The following is a 25,993-nucleotide window of genomic DNA, read 5'->3' as shown; positions in this document are numbered from 1 at the left end:
GCGGTCGGAACGATTCAGCGCGGAAAGAGAAACAATCTGCTGCAAAGGGCGGCACCGTCTGCCAAGAGCCGATCGAGGTAGGATCGCCTGCAGCGGCTGCGTGGGCCAAACCGAACGTCGGCAGTTTGATCGAGGAGTTCCGAGCAGGACGGCCTCTCCACGCTCAGGTTTCGACCACCTCCCGCTCACTGTGCCGATTTACACCTGTTCGACGATGAAGGCGGAAAGATCATCCAGTCGGGCCATGAACCGGTTAGGACGGGTTATCCACCACCCCGGCCGGCTCGAACGGGCCGGTCTTCGCCGAAACCATCAAACGCGTCCATGACGTAACACCAATGCAAACCGCGCCCAAGCAAGCGAAGACCTCACGCCATGCCAGCGAGGGCACCCCGATATGGGAGACGGCGAACACCACATGATAGCCAGCGACGGCGGCGGGAGCAGCGAATGCAGTGGCGATCGGGACGCGCAAGGCGGAGGACCGAGTAGCAGCAAAGGCGACCTGGCCGAGGACGAGCGTCAGCGCACCGCCGGCCGTTGCGATAAGCAGCGCGCCAAGGAGGCCGGCGCCGCTCTGAAACGCCGTCATCCCGATACTCAGTGCGACGAAAAACGGCAGGGTATACACCGCGAGCGCAAAGACCGCACAGCAGAATAAGCCAATGCGGAGTGTGCTAAGTACAAGTCCAAGGGCATGGTGGTGGCTCCATGTGCATAGATGTACCAGTCGCGCCTTCCACCACCACCACCACAGCGCTGAGATGAGACTGAAACGAGGCGGAGTTGCGCCGTGAGCAATTCCGCCCTGAGGCTTGGCGTCGAGAAAACGGCGCTCACGCGCCGCCGAACCTCCAGACGGGGATGCCGAGTCGCTTCGCCTTGTCGGCGAGGTTGTCCTGGATTCCTGTCCCCGGGAAGTGCATCACGCCGATCGGCAGGATTTCGAGCATGGCGTCGTTGCGCTTGAATGGGGCCGCTTTAGTGTGCTTTGTCCAGTCGGGCTTGAAGGCGATCTGAGGCACCTTGCGATTGGTCGCCCATTTGGAGGCAATAAGCTCCGCACCTTTGGGCGAGCCGCCATGGAGTAGGACCATGTCGGGATGCTTGACGTAGACCTTGTCGAGACGGTCCCAGATAAGGCGGTGGTCGTTGAAATCGAGCCCGCCAGTGAGTGCGATCTTCGGTCCTGCCGGCAACAAGACCTCGGTTTCAGCGCGACGCTTGGCTGCGATGAAGTCGCGGGAGTCGATCATTGCTGCCGTTAGCGTGCGGTGGTTTAGCAGCGATCCCGATCGAGGGCGCCAGGAAGATCCGGTGTGCGCTTCAAAGCGTTCGATGGCTTGGTCGCGGAAGAACTCCAGGCAGTTGCGGCGCTCGATCAGCGTGATGCCCTCAGCCGTCAAGCGCTCGAGTTCGACCGACCGTACCTCAGAGCCATTCTGCTCACGCTGGCTCTTTTGCTGCGCCTGCTCATTGTCGTCGAGATAGCGTTCGATGCGGTCGACCGCACGATGGAACAGGTTGACGGTCGACCAGAGCAGATCGCCCAGGTCCGGCTCGAGCCGCGTGTCGCTCAACGTCGCGACCAGGGCGTCGAACATATCGGCGACAGCGACAGCGATCATCTTGCCCTCGGGAAGCGGTCGTGGGTCGGGCTGGTCGTCGAAGGGACGGTAGCCGAAGAGCTGCAGTTCGGTGAGGACGTGGTCAGTTGGAGAAGAGGCGTGCGGCGGTTCAATGTCGTGGTCGGTCATTGGAGGGACCCTTTGCCGGATCGGCCGCGCCCATCGCGGCCTTCGTGGCGATCACTCAGACGGCGGGCGGAACGGGCCAGCACCCGCAAGGGCCGAAGCGGCAGCGGAGGATGGCGGAGGCCGGCTATTTTGCTTCGCGATGCAAAGCGCGCCGGTTTGATGGCTGTTGCGTCTGCTCATCGACGGCGCGCGGCGGAAAATAGCCGGGCGTAGCCGTTGCCGGCCCGGTCCGCTTGCCGTCCGATCGCCCTCTAGAAGGCCGAGGTCGCGTCCTCTTCCGGGCAATGGCCTCGTTATGACCGCGCTATCAACGTCGATCGAAGCACCGGCCTATTTTGCGGCTACCGTCGACGAATGCAGGAAGCGGACGACGTCCTCTGGTGCGAGTTGAAGCCGTAACTCTGCTCGGAGGGCCGCGAGACCCAAGATGTGCAGGTCTTCGTTGAAATCGCCCAGCCGGGGCGACAACGCGATCGCTTCAATGCCGGCATCTTCTGCGCGCCGGGTGAGGGTGGCCTGTACAGCATCTCCGGCGGCGTCGGCGTCGCGGGCGATATAGAGCCGCCGCAGGCCAGACGGCAGCATCATGGCCGAGAGGTGATTGGCCGAGAGCGCCGCGGCCATAGGCATAGTCGGCAGCACGTAGCGCAATGAAAGCATGGTCTCGATCCCCTCACCTGCGGCGAGCACGTCGTCCACGACGCCGAAACGAACGGCGTTGCCGAGCAGGTCGCCCATGGCCCGTCGTGGCGTGTCGATCGGAGCCTTGCCGAGCCGCAGGCGATCAAAGCCGTTTGGATCGAGCCAGGTGCGGTGCACGCCGGTTATCCGGCCGTCGAGGTCGGTGACGCATGCTATCATCGCCGGCCAGGTTTCTGTCGACGAATGCTCGTCTGGTCGATAGTAGCAACGAGGATGGAAGCGCAAGCTGCCTCCATGGTGGATTGGGCTTATTCCACGACGTTGCAAATACGTTTCCACCAACGTCCCTTCGATCGGACCGGATATCGCAAAAAGTCGACGGGCGGCTTCTTGCGATCCAGCCGGCACGACTGGACGAACAGGTCTCGGGAGTGATTGCTGCTCAGAACGAGGCAGCTTCAGAAAGCGCCCCGCCTCCTCGGCGACCTCGCGAAAGTCTCGCAAGGCAAGGCTTTCGCGGATAATGTCGAGGAGATCGCCATGTTCCCCGGTTGCAGCGTCAGTCCACTTGCCGGCGGGGCCCTTCGGTGATTCCTGGAGCCGCACGAACATCGAGCGACCCGGCGTGTTGTGGACGTCGCCGACCACCCAGTACCGCCCCGCCCGCTTGCCATTGGAGAGATAGTGTCGACACACCGCCTCCGCCTCGCGCGCGAGACGACGTGCCAGTTCGGAAGCCCCGCGAGACATCACGAGGCCTCCCGTTCGCTGATGCGCGCGACCAGGTAGGTGCCGAGCACCTTCGCCAGGATTCCGACGCCGCTTTCGTCCGTGGGCACGAACATCCGCAGCTTCCAGGAGATGATCTCTCCAAAGAGGCCGCAAGCGCGGAGGCGATCGCGCATCGTATCGTTGAATCCCGACGGCTCGATGCGGCAAGCGCCCAAGTCATAAAGGCTTGTCCGGTTCTCACCGGCGCGCGCTCGAAGATAGTGTCTGGACATCGCGGATCTCCGCGACGGGCGCCGCGAGCCTCTCTCGCAGCCTGTAACCCGTCACGGCAAAACCCGACCGGCACTCTTACTCTCAGCCTCGTCATGCGGAATCGATCTCCATGATTTGCGAGAGCGCCGCACGCACACAAATGACGGAACGCGAAATCTGCGCCGCGCTCCACCTTTCGTTCCATTCTTCGTGACTTGGCCTTGAGGTGCTTTAGGGCCGCAGGCCCAACCAGGCGCGCGCGAGAAGCGCATCGCCTCGCCGCAAAATGGCACCCGGAGAGCGTGAGCATAGCGACCCGAAGGGACACGCGGGTCCGAGTGCAGCGACGAGACCGGTTCAATAGCGGCACCCGGGAACGGGGCAGTGATAGCGATCGCCGCAGGCGAGCCCCTTTCCCGAGTGCCCCCGGCGAGGAGCTCTGCATCTCCTTGCGCGAGGGATCGAAGCCGGATGGCCGAGACGCAAAGCGGCTCGGTTCACGAGAGCCCGGTGCGGCGGAAGCAGCACGCGCGCAAGCAAGCGCCGTCGGAGAACGAAATTTGCTAACGCGCACTCCTCTGCATTCCACAGATCCTGATCCAGAGTATTGGAGAATGTTCTTTGGCCGGTGTCGTCTCTGTTTACAAACAGCTTTGAATCGACCGGCTGGTTCAAGCGAGTATCACAGGCCGCCAGTTCACGACAGGCTTATGCAATGAGGTGGTCGGGTGACGGGGCGGATCAAGAAAAGAGCGGCCCAACACGCGCTCGAATTTCCGATCATTCGAAAGAGCTGGTCTGGTGCAGCGCGCATCCAAATTCCGACACCGGACAACGCCCCGATATACTTAATGCAAGTCCACCGGCGAATCTGTCGGAAAAGCCATTGATAATGCACATAGAGCAGTTGACTGCCTGCTAGCGGCCCCTCGACGACTGCCAACGAAGATACTGACTATTTTTGACTCTTGGGGATCCTGCCGATCAGAATTGGCCCTCCTCGAGAACTGCACCAAGGTCTCCTTTTCGCGCGCTAGCTTGGCCTATCCCCCGCTCGGGCGCCCTGCGCGATAGCGCGAAATAGTCTTTGTCCGTAAGAGTTGGTTCTATGACCCACCTTCGCTCCACTGACCGCCAGAGAGATCATTTAGATCTTCGAGATCGGACATCATTGTTTAGCGAATTCAGCTCCAGTTGGACCTAAGCGGGGCCCCTCAGTGAGATCAGACCGTCCATCTTCACGACGCACAGCGCTGCCCGCTCGCTACCCACCCGCTGGAACCTGGCCAGCGATGATGAGAGCGGACATGGCCGCCGCCTACCTGGACTTTAAAGACACAATCGAACTTGCGCGCGCGATCCGCCGAGGCGAGGCGCCGCCACCCGTCAGTTGTCGTGGAATAGGACGGCTGCGGCAGCCAGTCTGGTCGAAGGCGACCATGGACCACTTCGCAGCGCCTATTGGGAGAAGTGGCGCCAGGGAGCCGGAGGATCTCTTATGTCTGGTATGATCTCAGTTGATGCGGCACAAAAGCTTCCTCGATATTGTCAACGAAAGCTGTTGGCGAGCAATAAGGTGGCGTATTATTTCGCACCGCCATCCTGGGCTCGTCGGCAGGGCTGCGATTTGTGCCCTGAAGCTTTGGGGAGCGACTATGCCAGTGCCGTCGAACGGGTTGAGAAAGTCCTCTTACCCGCGTTCGAGAGTTGGCGCTCACGGGGTCTGAGTGACATGATGCCGTCCTCCCCGGAACCCGGCACGTTCGATTGGCTAATCGGCATCTTCCAAGCTCACCAGAAGTGGGGCGAAATCGAAAGCACCACTCAGCGTCAGTACAAGAAGAGTCTCGCGCTCTTTGCCAATCACGAGCTGAAAGATGGAAGTCGCGTTGGGTCGAAGCAATTGTCCGATTTCACGAGGGCCTTCGTCGACGCAGTTTACGCAAAGCTGCTAGTCGTAACAAAGGTGAATAAGAATGGAGAGATCGTCGTCCGCGAGCGTCGTCGCTATGCAAATGTGGTCATGGCGAGCTGCCGGCGCGCCTGGTTCGTTGGTCAGCGCGCTCAAGAAAAAATAGTACCAGCGAGCAATCCATTCTCACGGATGGGGTTACGATCACGGGCGCCCGGCCAGCCGATACGACCCACACCAACCGCGACATGGGATGAACTCGTCGCCTTCAGGGCCGCCGCGAAAAGGCTCGACTATCGCTCGATCGCAACTGCTGCTTTGTTGTCATGGGAGTGGCTGCAGCGGGAGCAGCACGTGTTTGGCTCTTTCGAGATATCGCACTACCGTCCCAGCGAACGGCCAAATAGCGTTAGGATCGTGCATCCAAAGAATGGGGAGGAAGCCTGGTGGCCGCTGACAGACGAGACGGGCGCCCCTCTCTTTCCTGAACTCATGGATGAGCTCGACGGGATCAAGAGGGCTTCGCCCCGGGGCTTGGCATTTCGACGTGACCATGCGCATCGTCGGTCGGTAACCCCGCTTCCATGGATTACACCCCGTAAAGACCTGCGGTATCTGCGTAGTGTGGTAAAGCAGATTATCAGAGAGGCCGGCCTGCGTCAGGAGCTTTCCTTTACTTCCTTCCGGCACGGAGGATTCACCGAGGGTGCCGACAGCGATCTTACGGACGCAGAGTTGCGCGCCGCAGGCCGTCACAGATCAAGCCGCCAACTGCCCACCTACGCCAAGCGCACCGGAAAGCAGTTGATCACGGCAACAAAGAAGCGTCGCGAGGAGCGGACGAAATCACTCCTTATTCGACTAAACGTCGGTCATTCCGCGGAATAGCAGTGCATTGAACGACCACAGCGTCCAGAAGTGTGCCAAAAATGATCGCCTATTTGCCCGTCCAGACCGGCTTCCGCTTCTCGCTGAACGCTTTCAACCCTTCCTTGGCGTCCTCGGTCATCGCGAGCAGTGCGATCTGGCTTTCGGTATAGGCGATGCTCTCGTCGAACGACATCGAGGCGATCGCGCGCATGGCGTATTTGCCGCGGCGGATCGCGGTCGGGGATTTGTCGATGATACGGCCGATCAGCCAGTCGACCTTGGCATCTAACTCGGCAGCCGGCACGATGTAGTTGAGCAGGCCAGCGGCCTGCGCGGCCCTGGCGTCGAACGGCTCGCCCGTGAGCGCCCATTCGTTGACGAGACGGGGCGGAGCGATGCGCTGGAGCAGGCTCAGCACCTGCATCGGGAACACGCCGACCTTCACCTCGGGCAGGCCAAAGACGACGTGATCGGCCGCAACCGCCATGTCGGTCATGCACAGAAGGCCCATGCCGCCGGCCATGCAGACGCCATTTAGGCGCGCAATCGCCGGCTTGGTGGCGTTCTGTGACAAACGTAACAGATCGGCATAGTCGACATTTGGTTTGGAATGATCCATCGCGAAAGCCGCGCCGGAATTCTGCAAGTCGGCGCCCGCGCAGAACGCCTTGTCGCCCGCGCCCGTCAGCACGATGACGCGGACGTCCTTGTCCTCATGCGCGTCGCGATAGGCTCTTGTGATCCCGGCGATGACCTCGCCGTTCAGCGCGTTGCGTTTCTCCGGCCGGTTGATGGTGATCCAGAACGCCTGCCCGCGCTTCTCGGTGATGACGGCTGTGGTGTCTGTCATGACATGCTCGCTCGCTTGGTCCCGTTTTGCAGCCATTTGCGGCAGGACCGGCGGCGCGCGCAAGGGCAATCTGCAGGGTCGCCTCACCATAGCGTGTGGGCGCAACTTCGCTTCGCGATTGAACTGGGGCTTGCGCGCGCTATCCTGACCGGAGATTTGATCACCGATGAGCCATTTCGTGCGCGCCGCATTGATGTTGTTGCTGGCAGGATTGGTCGTGCTGAGCGGAGGCGCCGCATGCCATGCGGCCGACGCCGCGAAGATCGCGCTGGTGATCGGCAACGCGAAATATCCCGACAATGAGTTCGTCCTGAGCGAGGTCGCCAACGATGCCCAGGACGTCGCCGAGGAATTGAAGCGCGGCGGCTTCGTCGTCGACAGGCAGAGCAATCTCACCGGGGATGCCATGCGGCAGGTGCTGGGCCGCTTCTACGACCGCATCGAGCGCGGCGCGGTGGCGCTGATCTTCTTCGACGGCTTTGCCATCCAGTCCAACCGTCAGACCTATCTGCTGCCGGTCGACGCCCAGATCTGGACCGAGCCGGACGTCTCGCGCGACGGCTTCAGCCTCGACACCATCCTCGCCGAGATGAACACGCGCGGTGCCGCGATCAAGATCGCGCTGATCGACGCCTCCCGCCGCAATCCGTTCGAGCGGCGCTTCCGCCGCCATTCGGCCGGTCTGGCGCCGGCGATCGCACCGAGCAATACGCTGGTGCTCTACTCCGCCGCGCTCGGCGCGGTCACGGCGACCGGCAAGACCGATCGCAGCCTCTTTGTCGCCGAGCTGCTGCGCGAAATGCGCGCGCCGAACATCAGCGCCGAGCAGGCCCTGACCAACACTAAGAATGGCGTCGTTGCCGCCACCAACCGCGAGCAAGTGCCCTGGCTGTCCTCCTCGCTGACGACGGAGTTCTCGTTCGCAAGCCCGGCGACGCGGCCGCGGGACGACGCGGCCAAGCCACAGGTGCAGACACCCGAGCCGCAAAAGCCGGTCTGCGAGGTACCGCAGGCGGAGCCCGCCCCGAATGCGGACGAACTGGCACGAGATCCCGTCATCGCCGATCTCAGCCGCAAGATCACCGCCAACGCCAACGATGTCACCTCGCGCTACAAACGCGGCCAGGTCTACGCGATCAAGCGCGCCTATGCGCTCGCGATACAGGATTTCGACGCGGTGCTCCGCCGCGCGCCCAAGGACGCGGAAGCCCTAAACAACCGCTGCTGGAGCCGGGCTGCGACGGGCGACCCGCAAGGCGCGCTCGCCGACTGCAATCTGGCGCTCCAGATCAACCCGGGCTTGAGCGATGCACTCGACAGCCGCGGGCTCGTCAACCTCAAGCTCGGGCGCAATGCCGAGGCGATCAAGGATTATACCGACGCGATCCAGCGCAACCCGCGCTCCTCGTCCTCGCTGTTCGGCCGCGGCATCGCTGCGCGCAGAAGCGGCGGCGACGGCGCCACCGACATCGCGCAGGCGAAGTCGATGAACCCGAACATTGCAAAGGAATTCGCGGGCTACGGCGTCACGGAGTGCACGCCTTGAGCTGAGGCCGCCTTCCTGATCCAGACTTTATTATCGTGGAACGCCGCGCCGCCGATCGGCGCGATCGTATCTGCACCCGTCAACGTGTTGATGCCGCGGCCGCCGATATGGTTGCTGTTGGGATGAACGGATTCGGCGATCAGGACACCGCGCCGCACGCCCTCGAACAGCGTCGCGATCAGCGTGGTCTCGCCGCGGCCGTTGCCGAGCGTCACCGCATCGCCATCGGCGATGCCGAGCGCGGCGGCATCTAACGGGTGGATCATCACGCTGGCCCGGCCCTCGCGCGCCTGCGAGGACGGCGTCTCGTTGAAGGTCGTGTTGAGGAAGCTGCGCGAGGGACTGGTCGCTAGCCGGAACGGATGGGCCCGGTCGGCGTGCTCGATCACTGCCCAATGATCCGGCAGACCAGGCATCTTGTCGTAGTCGCCCATGGTGACGCCGAACGGCGGATGCGCCCAATCGGCTTTGAAATGGAACTTGCCGTCGGCGTGGGCGAAGCCGTCGAGATAATGCGAGGTGCGGAAATCCGGCTGCAGGTCGCGCCAGATGTCGGCTTCGAGGCCCGCGATGTCGCCATGATTGCTCAGCTTCAGCGTCGCGTCGATCAATTCGCGCGGGCTCATCTCGAAGCCCGGATGCCTGGCGCCCAGCCGCGGCGCCAGCGCCTGCAACACCTCGTGGTTGGAGCGGCACTCGCCCGGCGGGTCGATCAGCTTCGGCCCGACCGAGATGTGCTGATGACCGCCGCCGTAATAGAGGTCGTCATGCTCCATGAACATGGTCGCCGGCAGCACGATGTCAGCCATCTGCGCCGTCTCGGTCATGAACTGCTCGTGCACCGCCACGAACAGATCCTCGCGCGCGAAGCCCTGCCGGACCAGCGCCTGCTCCGGCGCCACCGTCATCGGATTGGTGTTCTGGATCAGCATCGCCTTGACCGGACCCCTACCCTGCAGAGCTTCGGCATCGCCGGTGAGGATGCGTCCGATCTGCGACTGGTCGAGCGCGCGGGTGGCCTTGTCGATCGCGTCGTGGCCTTCGATGATGGATTCGTTGAAGTGCCACAGCGCGTAATTGTTGAAGAAGGCGCCGCCGCCTTCATACTGCCAAGCGCCGGTCACCGCGGGAATGCACAGCGCCGCATGCATCTGCGTCGCGCCGTTGCGCGAGCGGGTGAAGCCATAGCCGAGACGGAAGAAGGTCCGCTTGGTCTCGCCGACGGCCTTGGCGAAAGCCTCGATCTCCGACGCCGGAACGCCGCAAATCGCCGAGGCCCATTCCGGCGTGCGCGACTTCAGATGCGCCTCGAGCTCGGCGGGGCAATCGGTATACTTGTCCATGTAGGCTCGGTCGGCGTAGCCGTCGCGGAACAGGACATGCATGACGCCGCAGGCGAAGGCGCCGTCGGTGCCGGGCCGCAGGATGATCCTGATGTCGGCCTGCTTCATGGTCTCGTTGTCGTAGATGTCGACCGCCGCGATCTTCGCGCCGCGCTCCTTGCGGGCGCGCGAGGCGTGCGTCATCACGTTGACCTGAGTGTTGACGGGATTGGTGCCCCAGATCACGACGAGATCGGACAGCGCCATCTCGCGCGGGTCGACGCCGGCGATCTTGCCGGTGCCGATTGCAAAGCCGATGCGCGCAACATTGGCACAGATGGTCTGGTAGAAGCGCGAATATTTCTTCACATGCGTGAGACGGTTGAGCCCGTCGCGCATCACGAGCCCCATCGTCCCCGCGTAGTAATAGGGCCAGATCGATTCCGCACCGAACTCGCGCTCGGCCGCATTGAAGCGGTGCCCGATCTCGTCCAGCGCCTCGTCCCAGGAGATGCGCGCGAACTGACCTGAACCCTTGGGGCCGGTGCGGCGCAGCGGATAGATCAGCCGCTCGGGATGATGGATGCGCTCGGCATAGCGGGCGACCTTGGCGCAGACGACGCCGGCGGTGTAGGTCTGCTTCTTCGAACCGCGGACGCGGCCGATGCTGCGGCCTTCGACCACCTCGACATCGAGGGCGCAGGCCGAGGGGCAATCATGCGGACAGGTCGAATGGCGGATCTCGATCTTCGCGTTGATCTTGGCGTGCTGGTTCATGTCCCAGTTCGTAACACCAAAATACCGGCCAGCCGAGCGCATTTATCCGGCAAGCCCCATGCGATTTGCTCAAGCCGCGCGCGCCGGAGCTTCCTGCTGCGGTTGCGAAGGAGGCCTGCCAGTGAGCCGCGCGACGTGCAAGCGCAACCCGAGCTACATCCTTTGCTATTTGTGCAACTGGGTGAGACCGGTCGGCGGGCCGTCGACGGCGGTCCAGCCGCCGTCGACGAACAGCGTGCTGCCGCTGACATAGCTTGCGGCATCCGAGGCGAGATAGGCGACGGCGGTCGCGACCTCGTCGGCGCTGCTCCAGCGGTTGAACACGGTGTGGCCGGCGTAGAGATTGTAGATGTCGGGGCGCTGCTTGAAAGGGCCGGTCAGCGCGGTCTCGGCGATGCTCGGGGCGATCGCATTGACGCGCACGCCGGCGTGCCCGACCTCGGAGGCAAGGCCCTTCACCAGCAGGCCGATCGCCGCCTTGGTCGAGCCGTAGATGCCGAGGCCGGGCTCGATGGTCACCGCGCGAACCGAGGAGCAGGCGATGATGCTGCCGCCCTTCTGCGCAACCATGATGCGGCCGAAGGCCTGGAAGAAAAAGACCGTGCCCTTGACGTTGAGGGTGAGGACGCGGTCGAGATCCTCCTCGGTGTAGTCGAGGATGGTCTTGCGGATGTTGAGACCAGGCGTCGTCACGGCGATGTCGAGCCGCGGAAACTTCTGCATCACGGTTTGGGCCAGCGCATTGACATCCGCGGCGCTTGCGGCGTCGCAGCCAGCTGCTTCCGCCCAGCCGCCCTTGTCGCGAATGCCGACGGCCGTCGCCTCCGCTGCGTCGAGCGCACGATCGGCGCAGACAACCCGGGCACCGAGACCCGCAAGCGCTTCGGCCGACGATTTGCCGATGCCGGATGCGGCGCCGAGCACGAGCGCGGTCTTGCCGGTGAGATCGAAGAGCTTGCGATAGTCCGTCACTGGCGATGTCTCCCTGGTGCTGCTAGCCCTTGTAGCCCATCAAGAGGCGCGGCAGCCACAACGAGAATGCAGGGACGTAGGTCACGAACATCAGTGCTGCGATGAGCGCAGCATAGAACGGCAGGATGGTGCGCATCACCGCGCCGACCGAGATGCCGCCGATGGCGCAGCCGACGAATTGCGTCGTTCCGACCGGCGGCGTGTTGAGCCCGAGGGCGCAATTGATCAGCATCAGCATGCCGAACTGCACCGGGTCCATGCCCGCCTTCATCGCGATCGGCAGAAAGATCGGGGTGCAGATCAGGATCGTTGCCGCCATGTCCATGAACGTGCCGAGCACGAACAGGATGATATTGATGAGCAGGAAGATCACCCAGGGCTGCGTCGACAACTTGTTCATCATCGCGCCGGCGAGATCCGCCACCTCGTAAAGTCCCATCAGGTACTGGAACATGGTGGAGACGCCGATCAGCAGCAGCACCACCCCGGTCGTCTTCACCGCCTTGGCGGCGGCGCGCAGGAAGTTGCCCCAGGTCATGGTGCGATAGATCAAGAAAGTCAGCAGGATCGAGTAGGTGACGGCAATGGCCGCCGATTCGGTTGCCGTGAAGACGCCGGACAGGATGCCGGCCAGGATGATGCCGACGATCAGAAGCCCCGGCAGCGCCGCCGCCAGCGAGCGGACCACCTCGGCCCAGCCTGGGAACTTGCCGGCGGGATAACCGCGCCTCACCGCGACCGCGTAGGCGGCAACCAGCATGCAGACCATCAGCACCAGCGCCGGCAGGAGACCGGCGGCAATCAGCGCGCCGATCGAGACCTTGCCGCCGGCCGCCAGCGCATAGATGATCATGTTGTGGCTGGTCGGCATCAGGGCTCCGACCAGCGAGGCATGGGTGGTGACGTTGACGGCGTAGTCGGTGTCGTATCCCTCCTTCTTCATCATCGGGATCATCACCGCGCCCATCGCCGACACGTCGGCCACGGGTGAGCCGGAGACGCCGCCGAACAGCGTGCACGCGACCACGTTCGACATGCCGAGCCCGCCGCGGATGTGCCCGACGAGATTCTTGGCGAGTTGCACGATCTTGTCGGCCACGCCGCCATGCAGCATCAGCTCACCGCTGAAGACGAAGAACGGAATGGCGAGGAAGGAGAAGATGTTCATCCCCGACATCATCTGCTGGAAGATGACGGCGACCGGCAGGCCTTCGTAGAGGATGGTGCAGATGGCCGACAGGCCGATCGCGAAGGCGACCGGCACGCCGAGGATCAGAAAGCCGAAGAAGGTGGCGCCGAGGATGATCAGTTCCATGAGGGGACGACCTCTTCGCCGCGCAGGAGAGCAATGATGTGCTCGATGGAAAACGAAACGATCAGGACGCCGGAGGCGAACAGCGGCACGTAGCGGATCACCTCGGGCAGGCCGAGATTGGGGATCTTCACGGTGCCCACCGACGCGCCGAGGACCCAGCCATTATAGGCCATGGCGAGGCCGAACACGGCGACCAGAACGTGGATCACGATCTCGATCTTCTCCCGCGCGTGATCGGGGAGCATGACCAGCAGGCTGTCCATGCCGATATGCCCGGCATCGCGTACGCCGACGGCGGCGCCGATCAGCGTGACGTAGAGGATCAGGACCAGCGCCAGGTTCTCCGTCCAGGTCGGGCTGGAGTTGAGCACGTAACGTCCGAACACCTGGTAGAAGACGATGGCGACGATGACGAGCAGGCCTGTCACCGACAGGTACATGCCAAGGCGCGCGATGGGGGCATTGACCCGCGACAGCAAGCCGGTGGACGGGCGTGTTGCTACGGCCCCCTGCTCGTGACTTGCGACGTGTGGGTCTGTCATCCCGCGCCTCCTTACGGGATCCGGTGCCGCCTGGCGGCGACGCCGGACCCGGTTCCCGAATTGTCTTACTTCGTGTCCTGGATGCGCTTGACGAGGCTCTGCAGCTTCTCGTTCCCGGCGAACTTCTGGTAGACCGGCTTCATTGCATCGACGAACTCCGCCTTGTTGCCGATCGTGACCACCTGAACGCCGGCGGCCTCGACGGTCTTGCGGGCGGCCTGCTCGCGCGCGTCCCAGAGCTTGCGCATGACGGGCACCGATTCCTTGGCTGCCTTGCGGACCATCGCCTGGTCCTCCTTGCTCAGCGCGTCCCAGACCTTTTTCGAGATCACGAGAACTTCGGGCGCGAGGGAGTGCTCGGTGATGTTGTAGAACTTGGCGGCTTCGAAGTGCCGGGAGGATTCGTAGGACGGCCAGTTGTTCTCGGCAGCGTCGACGAGGCCGGTCTTGAGCGCGGTGTAGACCTCGCCATAGGGCATCGGCGTCGGGTTGGCCCCCAAGCTCTGGATCATGCCGACCCACAGGTCGGATTGCTGGACGCGGATCTTCAGGCCCTTCAGATCGGCCAGCGATTTGACCGGTCCCTTGACGGTATAGACCGAGCGCGCGCCGCTGTCGTAATAGGCAAGGCCGACCAGGCCCGCGGGCTCCATGGCTGCCAGGATCTCATCGCCGATCGGACCGTCGAGGACGGTGCGCATGTGCTGCGTGTCCCTGAAGACGAAGGGCAGACACAACGCGATAGTCTCGGGCACGAAATTGTTCAGCGGCGATGCATTAATCCTCATCATGTCGAGCGCGCCGATCTTGAGTTGCTCGATCGTGTCCTTCTCCGAGCCTAGGGCGCCGTTCGGAAACACCTTCACGCCAAGCTTGCCGCCGCTCGCCGCCGCGAGTTGCTGGCCCATGAACTTGACCGCCTCGACGGTCGGATAATCGGCGGGGTGAACGTCAGCCGAGCGGAAATCGCGTGCAGTGGCCAGGGGTGCTGAGACCGCCAGTGCAACGGCTGTGATGATACCGGTGAGCGTCTTCATGTGGGCTTCCTCCTGGGTTGATTGAGATCGATTATATCGTTGTCGGCCCGGCTGCAGGCCGCCTTGGGTCGCTCCGCTTCAGGTGTGAAGTCAAGCGCCAATGTCGTCCCTAGGGCGGGCGGCATTCTCTGTCCAAGCCAAATCCGGCATCGATCGATGCAAGACTTGCATCGATCGATTTCTGGCGCAATTCGCACTATGGTGGGTATGGCGGCCTGGCTCGACGTCGCTAGCCCGTGACTTGACGCCTCCAATCGAGGCCCCGCGCGGTCGCCAGCATCGACTGTTAGGCCGACGGCGTCACTCGCCGCCGAGGCCGCTCTCGGCGAGCTCGCGCAGCGCGTCCGTATCGAGCACGACGATGGCGCCGTGCTCGAGGCGGACCCAATTGCGGCCGGCCCAGGCGCGCAATTGCTTGTTGATGCTCTCGCGCGTCATCCCGACCATCTCGCTGATCTCTTGCTGCGTGATGGCGAGCGTGCCGCTGCCGGAATCCAGCTTGCGCTCTTCGGTGAGACCGAGCAGTGCACTGGCAAGCCGGCCCGGCAGATTCTGCAGGATCACCTGCTCGACCTGCTGACTGGTCCAGCGCAGACGCGCGCACAGCAGCTCGATGAACTTCATCGCCAGCGCCGGCTGGCTCTTCACGAACGGCAGGAAGTCCCGGCGATCGATGACGTAGAGCTCGCAATTGGTATTGGCGGTCGCATCCGCCGACCTGGGCGCGCCGTCGAGCACGGCGATCTCGCCGAAGATTTCTCCGGGGCCGATGAGATTGAGAATGGCGTTCCGCCCATCAGGCGATGAGGAGGAAATCTTGACTGTCCCCGCGATCACCGCGAACAGACTGTTGCCGGGATCGCCCTTGGCGGCGATCGTCGCGCCACGCTTGACGGTGGTGTGCTTGGCGTAGCGGCAGAGTTGATCGAGCGCTTCCGGCTCCAGATCCGCGAAGATCGGGTGCTTGCGCAGGACCGATAGTTTGTTGCCCACCGGTTGTCGGGGATCGCCGGTCTTGTCCTGAGGCACGCCGCGGGGCTCCTAAGACTACGAGGCACTGAGTTCCTGCGTAGTCAACGTTACCAGGCATTTCAACCGGAAAGCACGCGCGCGATTTGAGGCAAATGCCACGAAAAGGCCCGTAACGAGGAAGTCAGCAGCCAAAAGCTGCGGCGATGCGTCTTCTTCGACGCAGAGTTGCGGATTACGCAAACCGTGATTGCGTCGAAACGCTGCCGACGGGGGGCGCCCGCCCAGGCGAGCATCAGCCTTGGCGCGCCGGACTCGGACCTAAACCTGGACCTGGACCTGGACCTGGACTTGGACCTGCAGAAGGCTTCAGTGCCTGGAATCCGGATCAAGCCGGCCCGCCCTGGTTTGCCGGTCAGCCCAGGCCAGAACTGCGGCGAACACCACAAAGATCGCGACGACGACAACGGTCACGAGCAACGCGTCAGCAGGCATCATCCCCTCCCGGATTTGTCTCCGGCATTATTTTGCGGGGCATGGCCGCCGTCATTGATCGGGATCAAATTGCCGAGAGAGTCCCGGAGATGAGGTCAGGCTGCGGCCATGGCCTCGACACGGGCCGGATCGAGCAGGCTGATGCCGCCGTGAATGATCTCGATCACGCCGAGACGCTCAAGCTTGGTAAAAGTGCGGCTGACGGTCTCGATGGTCAGGCCGAGATAATCCGCGATGTCCTGACGGCTCATCGGAAGCGCGACCATGTCGGACGGACCGTTGAGCGCGACCAGCCGCTCGCGCCAGCCGAGCAGAAAGGTCGCGACCTTCTCGTCGGCCGAGCGGCGGCCGAGCAGAACCATGTGGTCGCGCGCCTGGCTCAACTCGCGAATGGCCAGTTCGTTGATGCGCCTGAGCAATTGCGGCCGGTCTTCGATGAAACGGCCGAAAGGCCCTTTTGGGAATTGGCACACTTTCACCACGCCGATCGCATCGGCCGAAAAATTGTGCCGGCCGGACAGATTCATCCCGAGAAAGTCACCGGGCAAGGCAAAGCCGACGATCTGCCGCCGGCCGTCAGGCAGCAGCTTGTACAGCCGCATGACGCCTTCGAGGACGTTGTAGAACGAGGTCGTGATGTCCTCCTCGGAAAACACGGTCTCGCCCGAATCGAAATGGACGCGGCGGCCGAGATGCTCGAACTCCCGGAGTTCGGCTGCATCGAGCGACGAGCAGACCGCCGCTCCACGCACGGCACAATCGTCGCAATGATGTCCGTTCGGCTCACTCGTGACCACGGAAGGCTTCATCCATCGCTCCCCACGCCGGCCGCTCCCGACGTCAGGCCGAGTCCACCGCGCGGCTGCATTTTACTGCACCGTGCCGCAGCCGATTGACCCAGATCAAATTTGGCTGGCATCCCGCTCTTATTCTGCGTCCACGTTCGACGGGATGATTCCATGCTGCAAAGAGCACTGCGTCACGGCCTGATTGGGCTGCTTCTGATCACGCCTGCGCTCGCGGCCCCGGCCGCCGAACAACGCGGCAAGGCTTTCGCCCGAGCCAATTGCGCACGCTGTCACGCGATCGACCGCGCCTCCAAGAGCCAGCTGGAGATCGCGCCTCCGCTACGCACCCTGCATCGGCGCTATCCGATCAACAGCCTTGGCGAGGCGCTGGCCGAGGGGATCTCCACCGGACATGCCGACATGCCGGCCTTCGAACTCAGCCCGGACCAGATCCACGACCTGCTGTCCTACCTGAAGACGCTGGAATAGTCGCCCCTCACACCGCCTGCACGGTCCATCCGATCAGCTCCTTGGCGATGCGCGCGAAGGCGGCATCGAAGGCGGCGACTGAAGCGGCCGGTTCGACCTTGTCGAGCTTTTCGCTGGCCTCGATGAGGCGCGATGCGATCACCTTGCCATTCTTGTCGACGATCCGAGCCGACAGTCCGATCTCGGCCCGAGCCTCCCCATCCGTCGCGATCCGAAAGCGCCGGATGTCGAGCAGGAGCTGGTAGTCCGCCGGCCCGAGATCCGTCGTGCGCAGCGGGGCGTGGGCGATGTCGTAGTTCTCGAAACTGTCGATCAGGCGCGCCTGCACCAGTTTCGGAATGCTGTCAGCCCAGAGGAAGTCCGCAAAGCCCGGCCTGTCGCCGCTAGGCGCGAACAGCATGCGCTGGGTCTGCAGCATCGCCACCGCCGTCGGCTCGGGAATGGCCAGTGAGGCCGATAGCGTCTTGCCGGCCGGCCCGAGATTCTGCGGCGTGCGCAGGTCGTAGGTGACCTTCTGCGCGGGCGTGCCGCCGCCGGTCATCTTGTCGAGGCCTGCCAGGATGCCGTCGATCTTGCCGGTGTTGCGCGCGAGCCCGTCGGAGAAGGTCTTGAAATTGGCAATGGTGTCCTTCAGCGGGCCGGAATTGTCCTGAAGCACCGTGTCGACCCGCCGCAGCGCATCGCGCGCCGCCTGCGTCATGCTCTGGCCTGCGCCGGCCTCCGCGATCAAGGTCGGCAGCTCGCCGGACTTGGCGACGATCACGCCCCCCTCCAATGTCACCACGGGAACGCCGGTCAGGCCCTGGAATTCGAGGCCGACCTTGGTGTCGGCACGCACCGGCGTCGCGGTGGCAACCGAGATCGTGGCATTGACGAAGCGCGGGTTATCAGGCGCGAGCCCGAGCTGGGTGACCTCTCCGACCCGAATGCCGTTGAACAGCACGCCGGCGCCGACCAGCAGGCCGGGCACCGGCCCCTGGAATTGCACGTGGTAGCTGGTGCGCGGCCCGATGCCGCCGGTGTTGTTCAGCCAATAGACGAAGCCGAACACCGCGACGATCGCGGCCAGCACGAAACTGCCGATCAGCACATAGGGAGCGCGGGTTTCCATCTCTCATCTCATCTCGTGTTGCAGCATCTGCGAGCGCTTGCCGTGGAAATAGGCGCGCACCCAGGGATGCTCGGATTGCAGCAATTCGCGCATCGGGCCGATCGCCACGATCTTGCCGTCGGCGAGCGCGGCGACGCGATCGCAGACCGTGGTCAGGCTCGCAAGGTCATGGGTCACCATGAACACGGTGAGCTCAAGCGTCCTTTGCAGCGTCTTGATCAGCGCGTCGAACTCGCCGGCGGCGATGGGATCGAGGCCCGAGGTCGGCTCGTCCAGGAACAGGATTGGCGGATCGAGCGCGAGCGCGCGCGCCAGCGCCACGCGCTTGGTCATGCCGCCGGACAGCTCCGCCGGATATTTGTCGGCGTCCTCCGCACGCAGACCGACCATTTCGAGCTTGGCAATCGCGATCTCGTCCATCAGCTCCTGCGACAGGACGAGATTTTCGCGCAAGGGAAACTGGACGTTCTGGCGCACCGTCAGCGAGGAGAACAGCGCGCCCTGCTGAAACAGGATGCCCCATGCCATCGCAGCGCCGCGGCCGTGGCTTCCGCCGGCTTGTCCCATGACCTCGATGGTCCCGCTCCGGCGCGGGATAAGGCCGATGATGGTCCGCATCAAGACCGACTTTCCGCCGCCGGATGCGCCCACCAGCCCGAGGATCTCGCCGCGGCGGACGTCGAGCGACAAATGGTCGAGCACGGTTTGACGGCCGAAGCCGACCACGAGGTCACGGACGCGGATGGCGAACTCGTCTTGTGGTCCGTCCATCGTCACATTCCGATCGAGGCAAAGAACACGGCGAACAGGCCGTCGAGCACGATCACCAGGAAGATCGATTTCACCACCGACGTCGTGGTCTGCCGCCCCAGCGACTCCGCGCTGCCCTTGACGCGCAATCCCTCGCTGCAGGCCACGATCCCGATCACCAGCGCCATGAACGGCGCCTTCAGGATGCCCACTTCGAAATGTGCGACGGAAATGGCCTCGTGCAGGCGCGCGATGTAGATCGCCGGCCCCATGTCGCCATAGAACTGCGCGACCAGCCCGCCGCCATAGAGCGCGGCGATCGATCCGATGAAGGTGAGGATGGGCAGCGCAACGACCAGGGCCGCAACGCGCGGCAGGATCAGGACGTCGACCGGATCGAGCCCCATGGTCGAGAGTGCGTCGATCTCCTCGCGCATCTTCATCGAGCCGAGCTCGGCCGTGTAGGCGCTCCCCGACCGTCCCGCGACCATGATGGCGACGATCAGCACGCCGAGCTCGCGCAGCACCAGGATGCCGACCATGTCGACCGTGTATGATTCCGCGCCGAATCTACGGAAGTGGAAGAAGCCCTGCTGCGCGATGATGGCGCCAATCAGGAAGGTGATCAGCGTGACGATGGGGATCGCCTGCCACCCGATGCGGTAGAGCTGATACACCAGAGAGGTCAGCCGCAGCGAACGCGGCCGGCGCAGCACGCCGATGACGGCCATGAACAAGGCGCCGAGCATCTGGAGGAAGATCGTGATGTCCTCCCGCGCCCCGACCGTGGACTTGCCGAGATCACCCAGCCGCGCCAGAACTGGATTGGGCGCGGCCGCCGGAGCCGGCGTGCGGCGGTTGACCTGGCGCACCTCGTCCATCAGCCCGCTGAAATGATCGGCGACGCCGACGAATTCGGCTGGCCTGCCTGACGAGGCGGCCCTGCGCGACAGCTTCTCCAGGACCCAGGCGCCGAGCGTATCGAGCGCGCTGATCCCCGACATGTCCAAGGATACGGCGCGCGAACGATCGACGTCGGCCCCGACCGAGCGGGACAAGGTCTCGAGCGTCACCACGTTCGCGGCGGTCCAGGGCCCCTCGGGGCGCAATTTCAGCACGTCGCCGGACGGCGTCGCGTGCAGCAGCGGTTCGTGGTTCACGCTTTCCACCTCATCGGGACAATCGGTCCCCATTCAGCAGGCATTTCTAGGCCAGCATGTGGCGGCCGGATTGACTTGTCTCAAGACCCCGAACGGGCTCCGCCTCTTGACGCAAATCAAGCGCGATCGCACGGGCTGGTCTTAGGCTCGTTTGAATTTAATGAGGACACCAAATCCATGTTCGACAGTGACAGGATGAGCGAGGAATTGCGCACGCTGAAGGTCGACGTCACGCACCTGTTGAGCACCGCCGGCGAGGAGATGTTCGAGAGCTCGAAAGCTCGCACTGATGCGCTCGCCGATCAGATCAGGGCCGCACTCGCCGAGCTCGGCGAGACCGTCGAACAGGAGAGGGAGACGCTCCAGGGCCTCGTTGCGGAGCGTCCAATCACATCGCTCGCCTCTGCCTTCGCGCTGGGCGTGGTTGTCGGCTTCATGCTGAGGAGACACTAGGTGAATACCGAGAATGTCGTCAAACATCTGCGCGTGCTGTGGCGCACCGACAGGATCATCGCCGACATCAGGCTGCGCCATTTGCTGATCGGCCTCGGCCTGCGTGCCTTCGCGGCGCTGATCGCCGCGTTCGGGCTGCTGATGCTGGAGCTGTCGGCCTATTTCGCACTGGTGCAGATCTGGAGCGCGATTACCGCGGCTGCCATCCTCGGCGCCGTCAATTTCGTCATCGCGGCCGCTCTCTTCCTGATCGCCGGCCGCGCTCCGTCGGGGCGTGACATCGAGCTCGCCAACGAAATTCACGACACCTCCATCGAAGCCCTCCAGCTCGAGGCGCGTGCGCTCCAGGCCCAGGTGTCGGGCGCGGTGCATCATCCGCTGAGCACGATCGTGCCGGTGCTGCTGCCGCTGATCGCGATCATCATCAAGACTCTGCGGACGACGGCCAGGTCGTCCAATGATGCCAGTTCGGCCGAGGCGCAATCGTAGCCGACACGCTCAGAGCTTGAGCCTGACGTCGCAGATTTCAGGCTCGGCCGGGTCCGGCTTGACCTCGAAGCCGAGCTGCCGGCACATGTCGAGCATGACGGTGTTCTCCTGCAGCACGTCGCCCGATATGGTCTTCAATCCTTCCGACCGCGCGTAGTCGATGATCAGCTGCATGAGGGCCCAGCCGAGCCCCCTGCCCTTGAGGTCGGACCGCAGCAGGATCGCGTATTCGCCGGTCTCGTAGATCGAGTCGGAATGGAGCCGGACCACGCCGACCATTTCGCCGCTGGCCTCCTCGAATGCGATGAAGGCCATCGCGCGCGCATAGTCGAGCTGGGTCAGGCGTGCGATGAATTCGTGGGTGAACTCCTTCATCGGGGCGAAGAAGCGCAGGCGAAGGTCGTGCGCCGTGACGTGACGCAGGAATTCGTGGATGGTCGGCTCGTCCTCGGGGCGCATGGGCCGCACGAGGATGCGCCAGTCCTCCTTGAGCTTGAGGCGGCGCTCCCATTGCGACGGATAGGCGCGAACGGCGAAATTGGCCGGACCGGAGCCGGCGAACTTCCGCTGCGGCGGTCCGACCGCGACGCGGGCATCCACCGCGGTCACGCCGGTTTCGTCCGCCAGCAGCGGGTTGATGTCGAATTCGCGGATCTCGGGAATGTCGGCCGCCATCTGCGCCTGCTTGACCAGCACCATCGCGACGGCGTCGTGCTTGACCGCCGGCACGTCCCGATAGGCCTTCAGCAGCCGCGACACGCGCGTGCGGTCGATCAGATCGCGGGCCAGTTGCAGGTCGAGCGGCGGCAGCGCCAGCGCCTTGTCGTTGATGATCTCCACCGCCGTGCCGCCGCGGCCGAAAACCACCACCGTGCCGAAGGTCGGATCGTCGGCAAGGCCGAGGATCAGCTCGCGCGCCTTTGCCTTGACGACCATGGCCTGGACGATGACGCCGCCGATGCGGGCCTCGGGCCGCAATTTCCGCGCTCGCGCAAGAATGTCCGTCGCCGCCGCACGCACGGCCTCCGGGGTCGTCAGATTGAGCACGACGCCGCCGACATCGGATTTGTGGGTGATGTCCCGCGACATGATCTTCAGCACGACGGTGCCGCCTTGCGCGAAGATATCCTTTGCATAGGTCACCGCCTGCTCGACATCTGCTGCCGCATAGGTCGGCACCATCGCGATATCGTAGGCTTCGAGCAGGTGCTTGATCTCGACGGGTTCGAGCCACTGGCGGCCATCCGCGATCGCGGCTGTGACGATCTCTCTCGCCCCGCTGGCATCCGGAACGAACGTATCGGGCATCGCGGGAGGCACCTGGGTCAGCTCCTCCACCACTTCGCGGTGTCGGACCAGATGCATGAAGCCGCGCACGGCGTCGTCCTCGGTCGGATAGTTCGGCACGCCGGCGCTGGAGAGTGCCTGGATGATGTGCTGATCGGCGCCGACCCAGGCCGCCAGCACGGGCTTTGCCCATCGCCGGTGCTGCTCGCGATACTTGGCCACGAGCTCCGTCACGGTCTTGGCGATCTCGGCGGCCGATGCGATCGCGGTCTGCACGTTGAGGACGAGGACTGCGTCGTTGTCGCGATCGGCCAGCAGTTCCTCCAGCGCCGCTGCGTAACGCGCAGCGTCGGCGTCGCCCACGATGTCGACGGGGTTTGCACCGGACCAGGTCGGCGGCAGCGCCGCATCAAGCTTCCTGCGCGCGTCAGTCGAGATGGTTGCCGGAATACCGCCGAGCTCGACCAATCGATCGACGGCGAGGACGCCGATGCCACCACCGTTGGTCAGGATGGCGAGACGCTTTCCGGTCGGCGATTCGACGCGGCCGAGTGTCTCGGCACAGTCGAACAGCTCGCGCAGGTCGGACACCCGCAGCACGCCCGCGCGGCGGAACGCCGCGTCATAGACGGCGTCGGCACCGGCGAGCGCCCCGGTATGCGTGGCAGCGGCCTTCGCACCCTGCGCCATGCGGCCGGACTTCACCACGACGACGGGCTTCACCCGCGCGGCGGCGCGCGCCGCCGACATGAACTTGCGCGCGTCCTTGATCGCCTCGATGTAGAGCAGGATCGCGCGGGTCTTGTGATCCATCGCGAAATGGTCGAGCAAATCGGCAATGTCGACGTCGATCTGATCGCCGATCGAGACGATGCCGGAGAAGCCGACGCCGCGCTGCGCGGCCCAATCCACCATGCCGGCGGCAATGGCACCCGATTGCGAGATCAGCGCGAGGTTGCCGGCCCCCGGCATGTGCGCGGCGAAACTGGCATTCAGGCTGACGCCGGGCATCATGATGCCGAGGCAGTTCGGCCCGATCAGCCGCATGCCGTGTTTGCGGGCGGCAGCGCTGGTCGCCTCGTGCAGCGATCCCGGTCCCTGGCCGAGACCGGCCGAGACGATCAGCGCACCCGCAGATCCGCGACGGCCGGCCTGCTCGACGATGCCTGGAATCTCGCCCGCGGGCGCGGTGACGACGACGAGCTCGGGCACGAAGTCCAGCCTGTCCAGGCTCTTCACCGCGGCGAGGCCGCCGATCTCGGCGTGGCGCGGATTGACGAGGCCAAACCGCCCCTTGAATCCCGCTTTCCGAATGTTTTCCAGGACCGCGCGTCCAACGGACGCCGGACGCGCGCTCGCGCCGACGAGCGCAACCGAGCGCGGCGACAGCAGGTTGTTCAGACGATAAGTCGACATGAAAACAAATGCGCCGCGCCAGCGGCGGTTCCGATGATTGGACGATCCGGCTGGAAGAAGACGCCTAGTGCGAGATCATAACCCAGCATGGTGGCTGGCCAATGACGGTCTTTGTCACACCGCCCCACACGATCTCGTTCAGGCGCGAATGATGGTAGGCGCCCATCACGACGGCATCGATGCCATGGGAATTCGCCCAGCTTCCCAATACTTTGCCGGTCGAGCGGCCGCCCCCCTTCGTGGTTTCGAACGAGGCAAAGACGCCGTGTTCCCGCAAATGGTCGACGAGTGATGTTCCGGACTGGACGACCGCGTCCGTCTTGTCCTCCGCCACGGTCAGCACACGAACCGAACTGGCAGCCTGAAGGACAGGCAACGCATCGCCGACCGCACGCGCGGCCCGTGCAGAATGATCCCAGGCAATCACGACGTTCTCGAACTCGGGCCTGAGCTCGTCGGCGCGATGTTCGGGACAGAGCAGAAGCGGCCGGCCGGATTCGAACAACAACGCCTCCACGATGGTCTCCGTTCGACTGTCATGCGGTTTCACGGGAACCAGCGCGAGGTCGCTGAAGCGGGCGTGCTCGGCCAGGATCGCTCCGATCTGATCCGCAGGCACCTTCCCCGACCGGCTCTGGGCGCGGACGTTGGCGCAGCAAGCCGCATCGGTGAAGGCATTCAGCAGCTGCTGCATGTCGCTCGCCTCGAGGCTGGCCTGCGCAAATTCGCGATCGTCAGGCAGCATCACCTTCGGTCGCTCGAAAACATCTTCCTCGAGCGCGAGCGCGGTGATCCTGGCGCCGAGATCGGCGGCGACAGAAACGCATTTCTCGATCGCAACCAGCGCTGGCCCGCGCGGCTGGCCGACAAGGGGCAGAAACACATCCTTGATGGGCATCGGAATTCTCCTGAGCCACCATGATAGGCGGGCTGTCGTCGAGACCCTTGATCCGCGTCAAGACCGGGGGAAACTCCGTCCGATCAGCCCGGGAAACAGGCGTTGACTGACGTCAAGGACTGGTCACTCGGTCGTTCTATGGATACTTCAGTCGGAGCGGTTCGCCCCGGAGACAGACATGCGTGCGATGGTGTTGCCGGCCCCACGAGCGCGGCTCCGGATGGAGGAGCGGTCCGACCCGATGCCGGGCGAGGGTCAGATCCGGGTGAAGATCAGCGCCTGTGGTGTATGCCGGACCGATCTTCATCTCGTCGATGCCGAGCTGCCCGGCATCCGCTATCCGATCGTGCCTGGCCACGAGATCGTCGGCCGGGTCGACCTCATCGGTGCGAATGTGACGACACATGCGCCTGGTGACCGGGTCGGCATTCCCTGGCTCGGCTTCACCTGCGGAAAATGCCGCTTCTGCCGCGAGGGTATGGAAAACCTCTGTGATGCACCGCTGTTCACCGGCTACACGCGCGACGGCGGCTACGCGACCCACACCATCGCCGACGCACGTTACGCCTTTCCGCTCGGCGAGGCCGGCAGCGACGTCGAGACTGCGCCCCTCCTCTGCGCGGGGCTGATCGGCTGGCGCTCGCTGGTCCTGGCTGGTCCCGCCGAGAGGCTCGGTCTCTATGGCTTCGGCGCGGCCGGCCACATCATTGCGCAAGTCGCGGCTTGGCAGGGACGCTCCGTCCATGCATTCACGCGGGCCGGCGATGCCGCTGCACAAGATCTTGCCCGCCGTCTCGGCTGTGTCTGGGCGGGGTCATCGGACCAGATGCCCGACGAGCCGCTCGACGCCGCGATCATCTACGCGCCAGCCGGCGAGCTGGTCCCGGCGGCGTTGCGCGCCGTGCGCAAAGGCGGTCGCGTCGTCTGCGCCGGCATCCACATGAGCGACATTCCAAGCTTTCCGTATGATTTGCTGTGGCAGGAACGGCAGCTGGTCTCGGTCGCCAACCTGACCCGGCAGGATGGCCTCGATTTTCTCAAGGTCGCGCCGCAAGCCGGCGTGCGGACCGAGACGACGGCGTTTCCGCTCGATCAGGCCAATGAGGTGCTGACCATGCTGCGGAATGGCCAGATCCTCGGCGCGGCCGTGCTGACGCCCTGA

General features: G+C 64.1%; 24 protein-coding genes. 6 read left to right on the top strand and 18 right to left on the bottom strand.

Annotated elements, in window-relative coordinates; all coding sequences use genetic code 11:
- Positions 1 to 253 precede the first annotated feature (253 nt).
- From I6F36_RS24995 to I6F36_RS24980, 4 genes are all read right to left on the bottom strand, one after another.
- A complete protein-coding gene (locus I6F36_RS24995; RefSeq protein WP_225133134.1) occupies positions 254 to 631 on the bottom strand; it encodes a hypothetical protein in 378 nt (125 codons plus the stop codon).
- Positions 632 to 836: 205 nt separating this feature from the next.
- Positions 837 to 1,757 carry a DUF2493 domain-containing protein gene (locus I6F36_RS24990; RefSeq protein ID WP_225133135.1) on the bottom strand — a complete coding sequence of 307 codons (921 nt, stop codon included), beginning with the start codon at positions 1,755 to 1,757 and terminating at the stop codon, positions 837 to 839.
- Between the two features lie 330 nt (positions 1,758 to 2,087).
- Positions 2,088 to 3,149 (bottom strand): toprim domain-containing protein, encoded by a 1,062-nt coding sequence (locus I6F36_RS24985; protein ID WP_225133136.1) that lies wholly within the window; start codon positions 3,147 to 3,149, stop codon positions 2,088 to 2,090.
- Positions 3,149 to 3,304, bottom strand: coding sequence for a hypothetical protein (locus tag I6F36_RS24980; RefSeq protein WP_225133137.1), 156 nt, complete (start codon positions 3,302 to 3,304; stop codon positions 3,149 to 3,151). The genes I6F36_RS24985 and I6F36_RS24980 overlap by 1 nt, the downstream gene beginning before the upstream one ends.
- A 1,577-nt stretch (positions 3,305 to 4,881) precedes the next feature.
- On the opposite strand from I6F36_RS24980, the gene I6F36_RS24975 reads away from it, so the two are divergent.
- The gene (locus I6F36_RS24975; RefSeq protein ID WP_225172403.1) at positions 4,882 to 6,183 is read left to right on the top strand and encodes a hypothetical protein; all 1,302 of its coding nucleotides are present in this window, start codon (positions 4,882 to 4,884) and stop codon (positions 6,181 to 6,183) included.
- Positions 6,184 to 6,232: 49 nt separating this feature from the next.
- Here I6F36_RS24975 and I6F36_RS24970 read toward each other — a convergent pair whose 3' ends face one another.
- Entirely contained in the window at positions 6,233 to 7,015 is a 783-nt protein-coding gene (locus I6F36_RS24970; RefSeq protein WP_225133139.1) for an enoyl-CoA hydratase/isomerase family protein, read from the bottom strand.
- A 166-nt stretch (positions 7,016 to 7,181) separates the two neighbouring features.
- Between I6F36_RS24970 and I6F36_RS24965 the strand changes: the two genes are divergently transcribed.
- Entirely contained in the window at positions 7,182 to 8,561 is a 1,380-nt protein-coding gene (locus I6F36_RS24965) for a caspase family protein (RefSeq protein ID WP_225133140.1), read from the top strand.
- Here I6F36_RS24965 and I6F36_RS24960 read toward each other — a convergent pair.
- The 8 genes from I6F36_RS24960 to I6F36_RS24930 form a co-directional block, all read right to left on the bottom strand.
- Positions 8,534 to 10,660: a molybdopterin oxidoreductase family protein gene (locus tag I6F36_RS24960; RefSeq protein ID WP_225172402.1), complete on the bottom strand. Its 2,127-nt coding sequence runs from the start codon at positions 10,658 to 10,660 to the stop codon at positions 8,534 to 8,536. The two genes, I6F36_RS24965 and I6F36_RS24960, sit on opposite strands and share 28 nt — an antisense overlap.
- A 165-nt stretch (positions 10,661 to 10,825) precedes the next feature.
- Positions 10,826 to 11,632 carry an SDR family oxidoreductase gene (locus I6F36_RS24955; protein WP_225133142.1) on the bottom strand — a complete coding sequence of 269 codons (807 nt, stop codon included), beginning with the start codon at positions 11,630 to 11,632 and terminating at the stop codon, positions 10,826 to 10,828.
- Between the two features lie 22 nt (positions 11,633 to 11,654).
- Positions 11,655 to 12,947 (bottom strand): TRAP transporter large permease, encoded by a 1,293-nt coding sequence (locus I6F36_RS24950; protein ID WP_225133143.1) that lies wholly within the window; start codon positions 12,945 to 12,947, stop codon positions 11,655 to 11,657.
- Positions 12,938 to 13,489: a TRAP transporter small permease gene (locus I6F36_RS24945; protein WP_225133144.1), complete on the bottom strand. Its 552-nt coding sequence runs from the start codon at positions 13,487 to 13,489 to the stop codon at positions 12,938 to 12,940. The genes I6F36_RS24950 and I6F36_RS24945 overlap by 10 nt, the downstream gene beginning before the upstream one ends.
- A 65-nt stretch (positions 13,490 to 13,554) precedes the next feature.
- Positions 13,555 to 14,526 carry a TRAP transporter substrate-binding protein gene (locus I6F36_RS24940; RefSeq protein ID WP_036043896.1) on the bottom strand — a complete coding sequence of 324 codons (972 nt, stop codon included), beginning with the start codon at positions 14,524 to 14,526 and terminating at the stop codon, positions 13,555 to 13,557.
- 300 nt (positions 14,527 to 14,826) lie between these two features.
- The gene (locus I6F36_RS24935) at positions 14,827 to 15,555 is read right to left on the bottom strand and encodes a Crp/Fnr family transcriptional regulator (RefSeq protein WP_225133145.1); all 729 of its coding nucleotides are present in this window, start codon (positions 15,553 to 15,555) and stop codon (positions 14,827 to 14,829) included.
- A 309-nt stretch (positions 15,556 to 15,864) separates the two neighbouring features.
- The gene (locus I6F36_RS39725) at positions 15,865 to 15,990 is read right to left on the bottom strand and encodes a hypothetical protein (RefSeq protein ID WP_275945336.1); all 126 of its coding nucleotides are present in this window, start codon (positions 15,988 to 15,990) and stop codon (positions 15,865 to 15,867) included.
- Between the two features lie 95 nt (positions 15,991 to 16,085).
- The gene (locus I6F36_RS24930) at positions 16,086 to 16,799 is read right to left on the bottom strand and encodes a helix-turn-helix domain-containing protein (protein WP_225133146.1); all 714 of its coding nucleotides are present in this window, start codon (positions 16,797 to 16,799) and stop codon (positions 16,086 to 16,088) included.
- 150 nt (positions 16,800 to 16,949) lie between these two features.
- Here I6F36_RS24930 and I6F36_RS24925 point away from each other — a divergent pair, with 150 nt between their 5' ends.
- Positions 16,950 to 17,267, top strand: a complete 318-nt coding sequence (locus I6F36_RS24925; protein ID WP_225133147.1) for a cytochrome c — start codon at positions 16,950 to 16,952, stop codon at positions 17,265 to 17,267.
- 7 nt (positions 17,268 to 17,274) lie between these two features.
- Here the strand turns inward: I6F36_RS24925 and I6F36_RS24920 are convergent, their stop codons facing one another.
- The 3 genes from I6F36_RS24920 to I6F36_RS24910 are packed head-to-tail and all read right to left on the bottom strand — an operon-like array spanning position 17,275 to position 20,288.
- On the bottom strand, positions 17,275 to 18,378 hold the full coding sequence (locus tag I6F36_RS24920; protein ID WP_109143025.1) for an MlaD family protein: 1,104 nt from the start codon (positions 18,376 to 18,378) through the stop codon (positions 17,275 to 17,277).
- A 3-nt stretch (positions 18,379 to 18,381) separates the two neighbouring features.
- On the bottom strand, positions 18,382 to 19,149 hold the full coding sequence (locus I6F36_RS24915) for an ABC transporter ATP-binding protein (RefSeq protein ID WP_225133149.1): 768 nt from the start codon (positions 19,147 to 19,149) through the stop codon (positions 18,382 to 18,384).
- Between the two features lie 2 nt (positions 19,150 to 19,151).
- A complete protein-coding gene (locus I6F36_RS24910; RefSeq protein ID WP_225133150.1) occupies positions 19,152 to 20,288 on the bottom strand; it encodes an ABC transporter permease in 1,137 nt (378 codons plus the stop codon).
- A gap of 177 nt (positions 20,289 to 20,465) precedes the next feature.
- Between I6F36_RS24910 and I6F36_RS24905 the strand changes: the two genes are divergently transcribed.
- Both I6F36_RS24905 and I6F36_RS24900 read left to right on the top strand, forming a co-directional pair.
- A complete protein-coding gene (locus tag I6F36_RS24905; RefSeq protein WP_036007505.1) occupies positions 20,466 to 20,741 on the top strand; it encodes a hypothetical protein in 276 nt (91 codons plus the stop codon).
- Positions 20,742 to 21,230, top strand: coding sequence for a phage holin family protein (locus I6F36_RS24900; RefSeq protein ID WP_036007507.1), 489 nt, complete (start codon positions 20,742 to 20,744; stop codon positions 21,228 to 21,230).
- Positions 21,231 to 21,239: 9 nt separating this feature from the next.
- On the opposite strand, the gene I6F36_RS24895 is transcribed toward I6F36_RS24900, so the two are convergent.
- Both I6F36_RS24895 and I6F36_RS24890 read right to left on the bottom strand, forming a co-directional pair.
- A complete protein-coding gene (locus tag I6F36_RS24895; RefSeq protein WP_225172401.1) occupies positions 21,240 to 23,933 on the bottom strand; it encodes a bifunctional acetate--CoA ligase family protein/GNAT family N-acetyltransferase in 2,694 nt (897 codons plus the stop codon).
- 64 nt (positions 23,934 to 23,997) lie between these two features.
- Entirely contained in the window at positions 23,998 to 24,831 is an 834-nt protein-coding gene (locus I6F36_RS24890) for a universal stress protein (protein WP_225172400.1), read from the bottom strand.
- Positions 24,832 to 25,009: 178 nt separating this feature from the next.
- Between I6F36_RS24890 and I6F36_RS24885 the strand changes: the two genes are divergently transcribed.
- Complete coding sequence (locus tag I6F36_RS24885) at positions 25,010 to 25,993, top strand: zinc-dependent alcohol dehydrogenase family protein (protein WP_225133154.1); 984 nt, start codon at positions 25,010 to 25,012, stop codon at positions 25,991 to 25,993.

This window comes from Bradyrhizobium sp. BRP19, from assembly GCF_020194195.1.
Taxonomy (GTDB): domain Bacteria; phylum Pseudomonadota; class Alphaproteobacteria; order Rhizobiales; family Xanthobacteraceae; genus Bradyrhizobium; species Bradyrhizobium yuanmingense.
The sequence above is the reverse complement of the archived record's forward strand: the minus strand, read 5'-3'. Positions and strand labels throughout refer to the sequence as shown.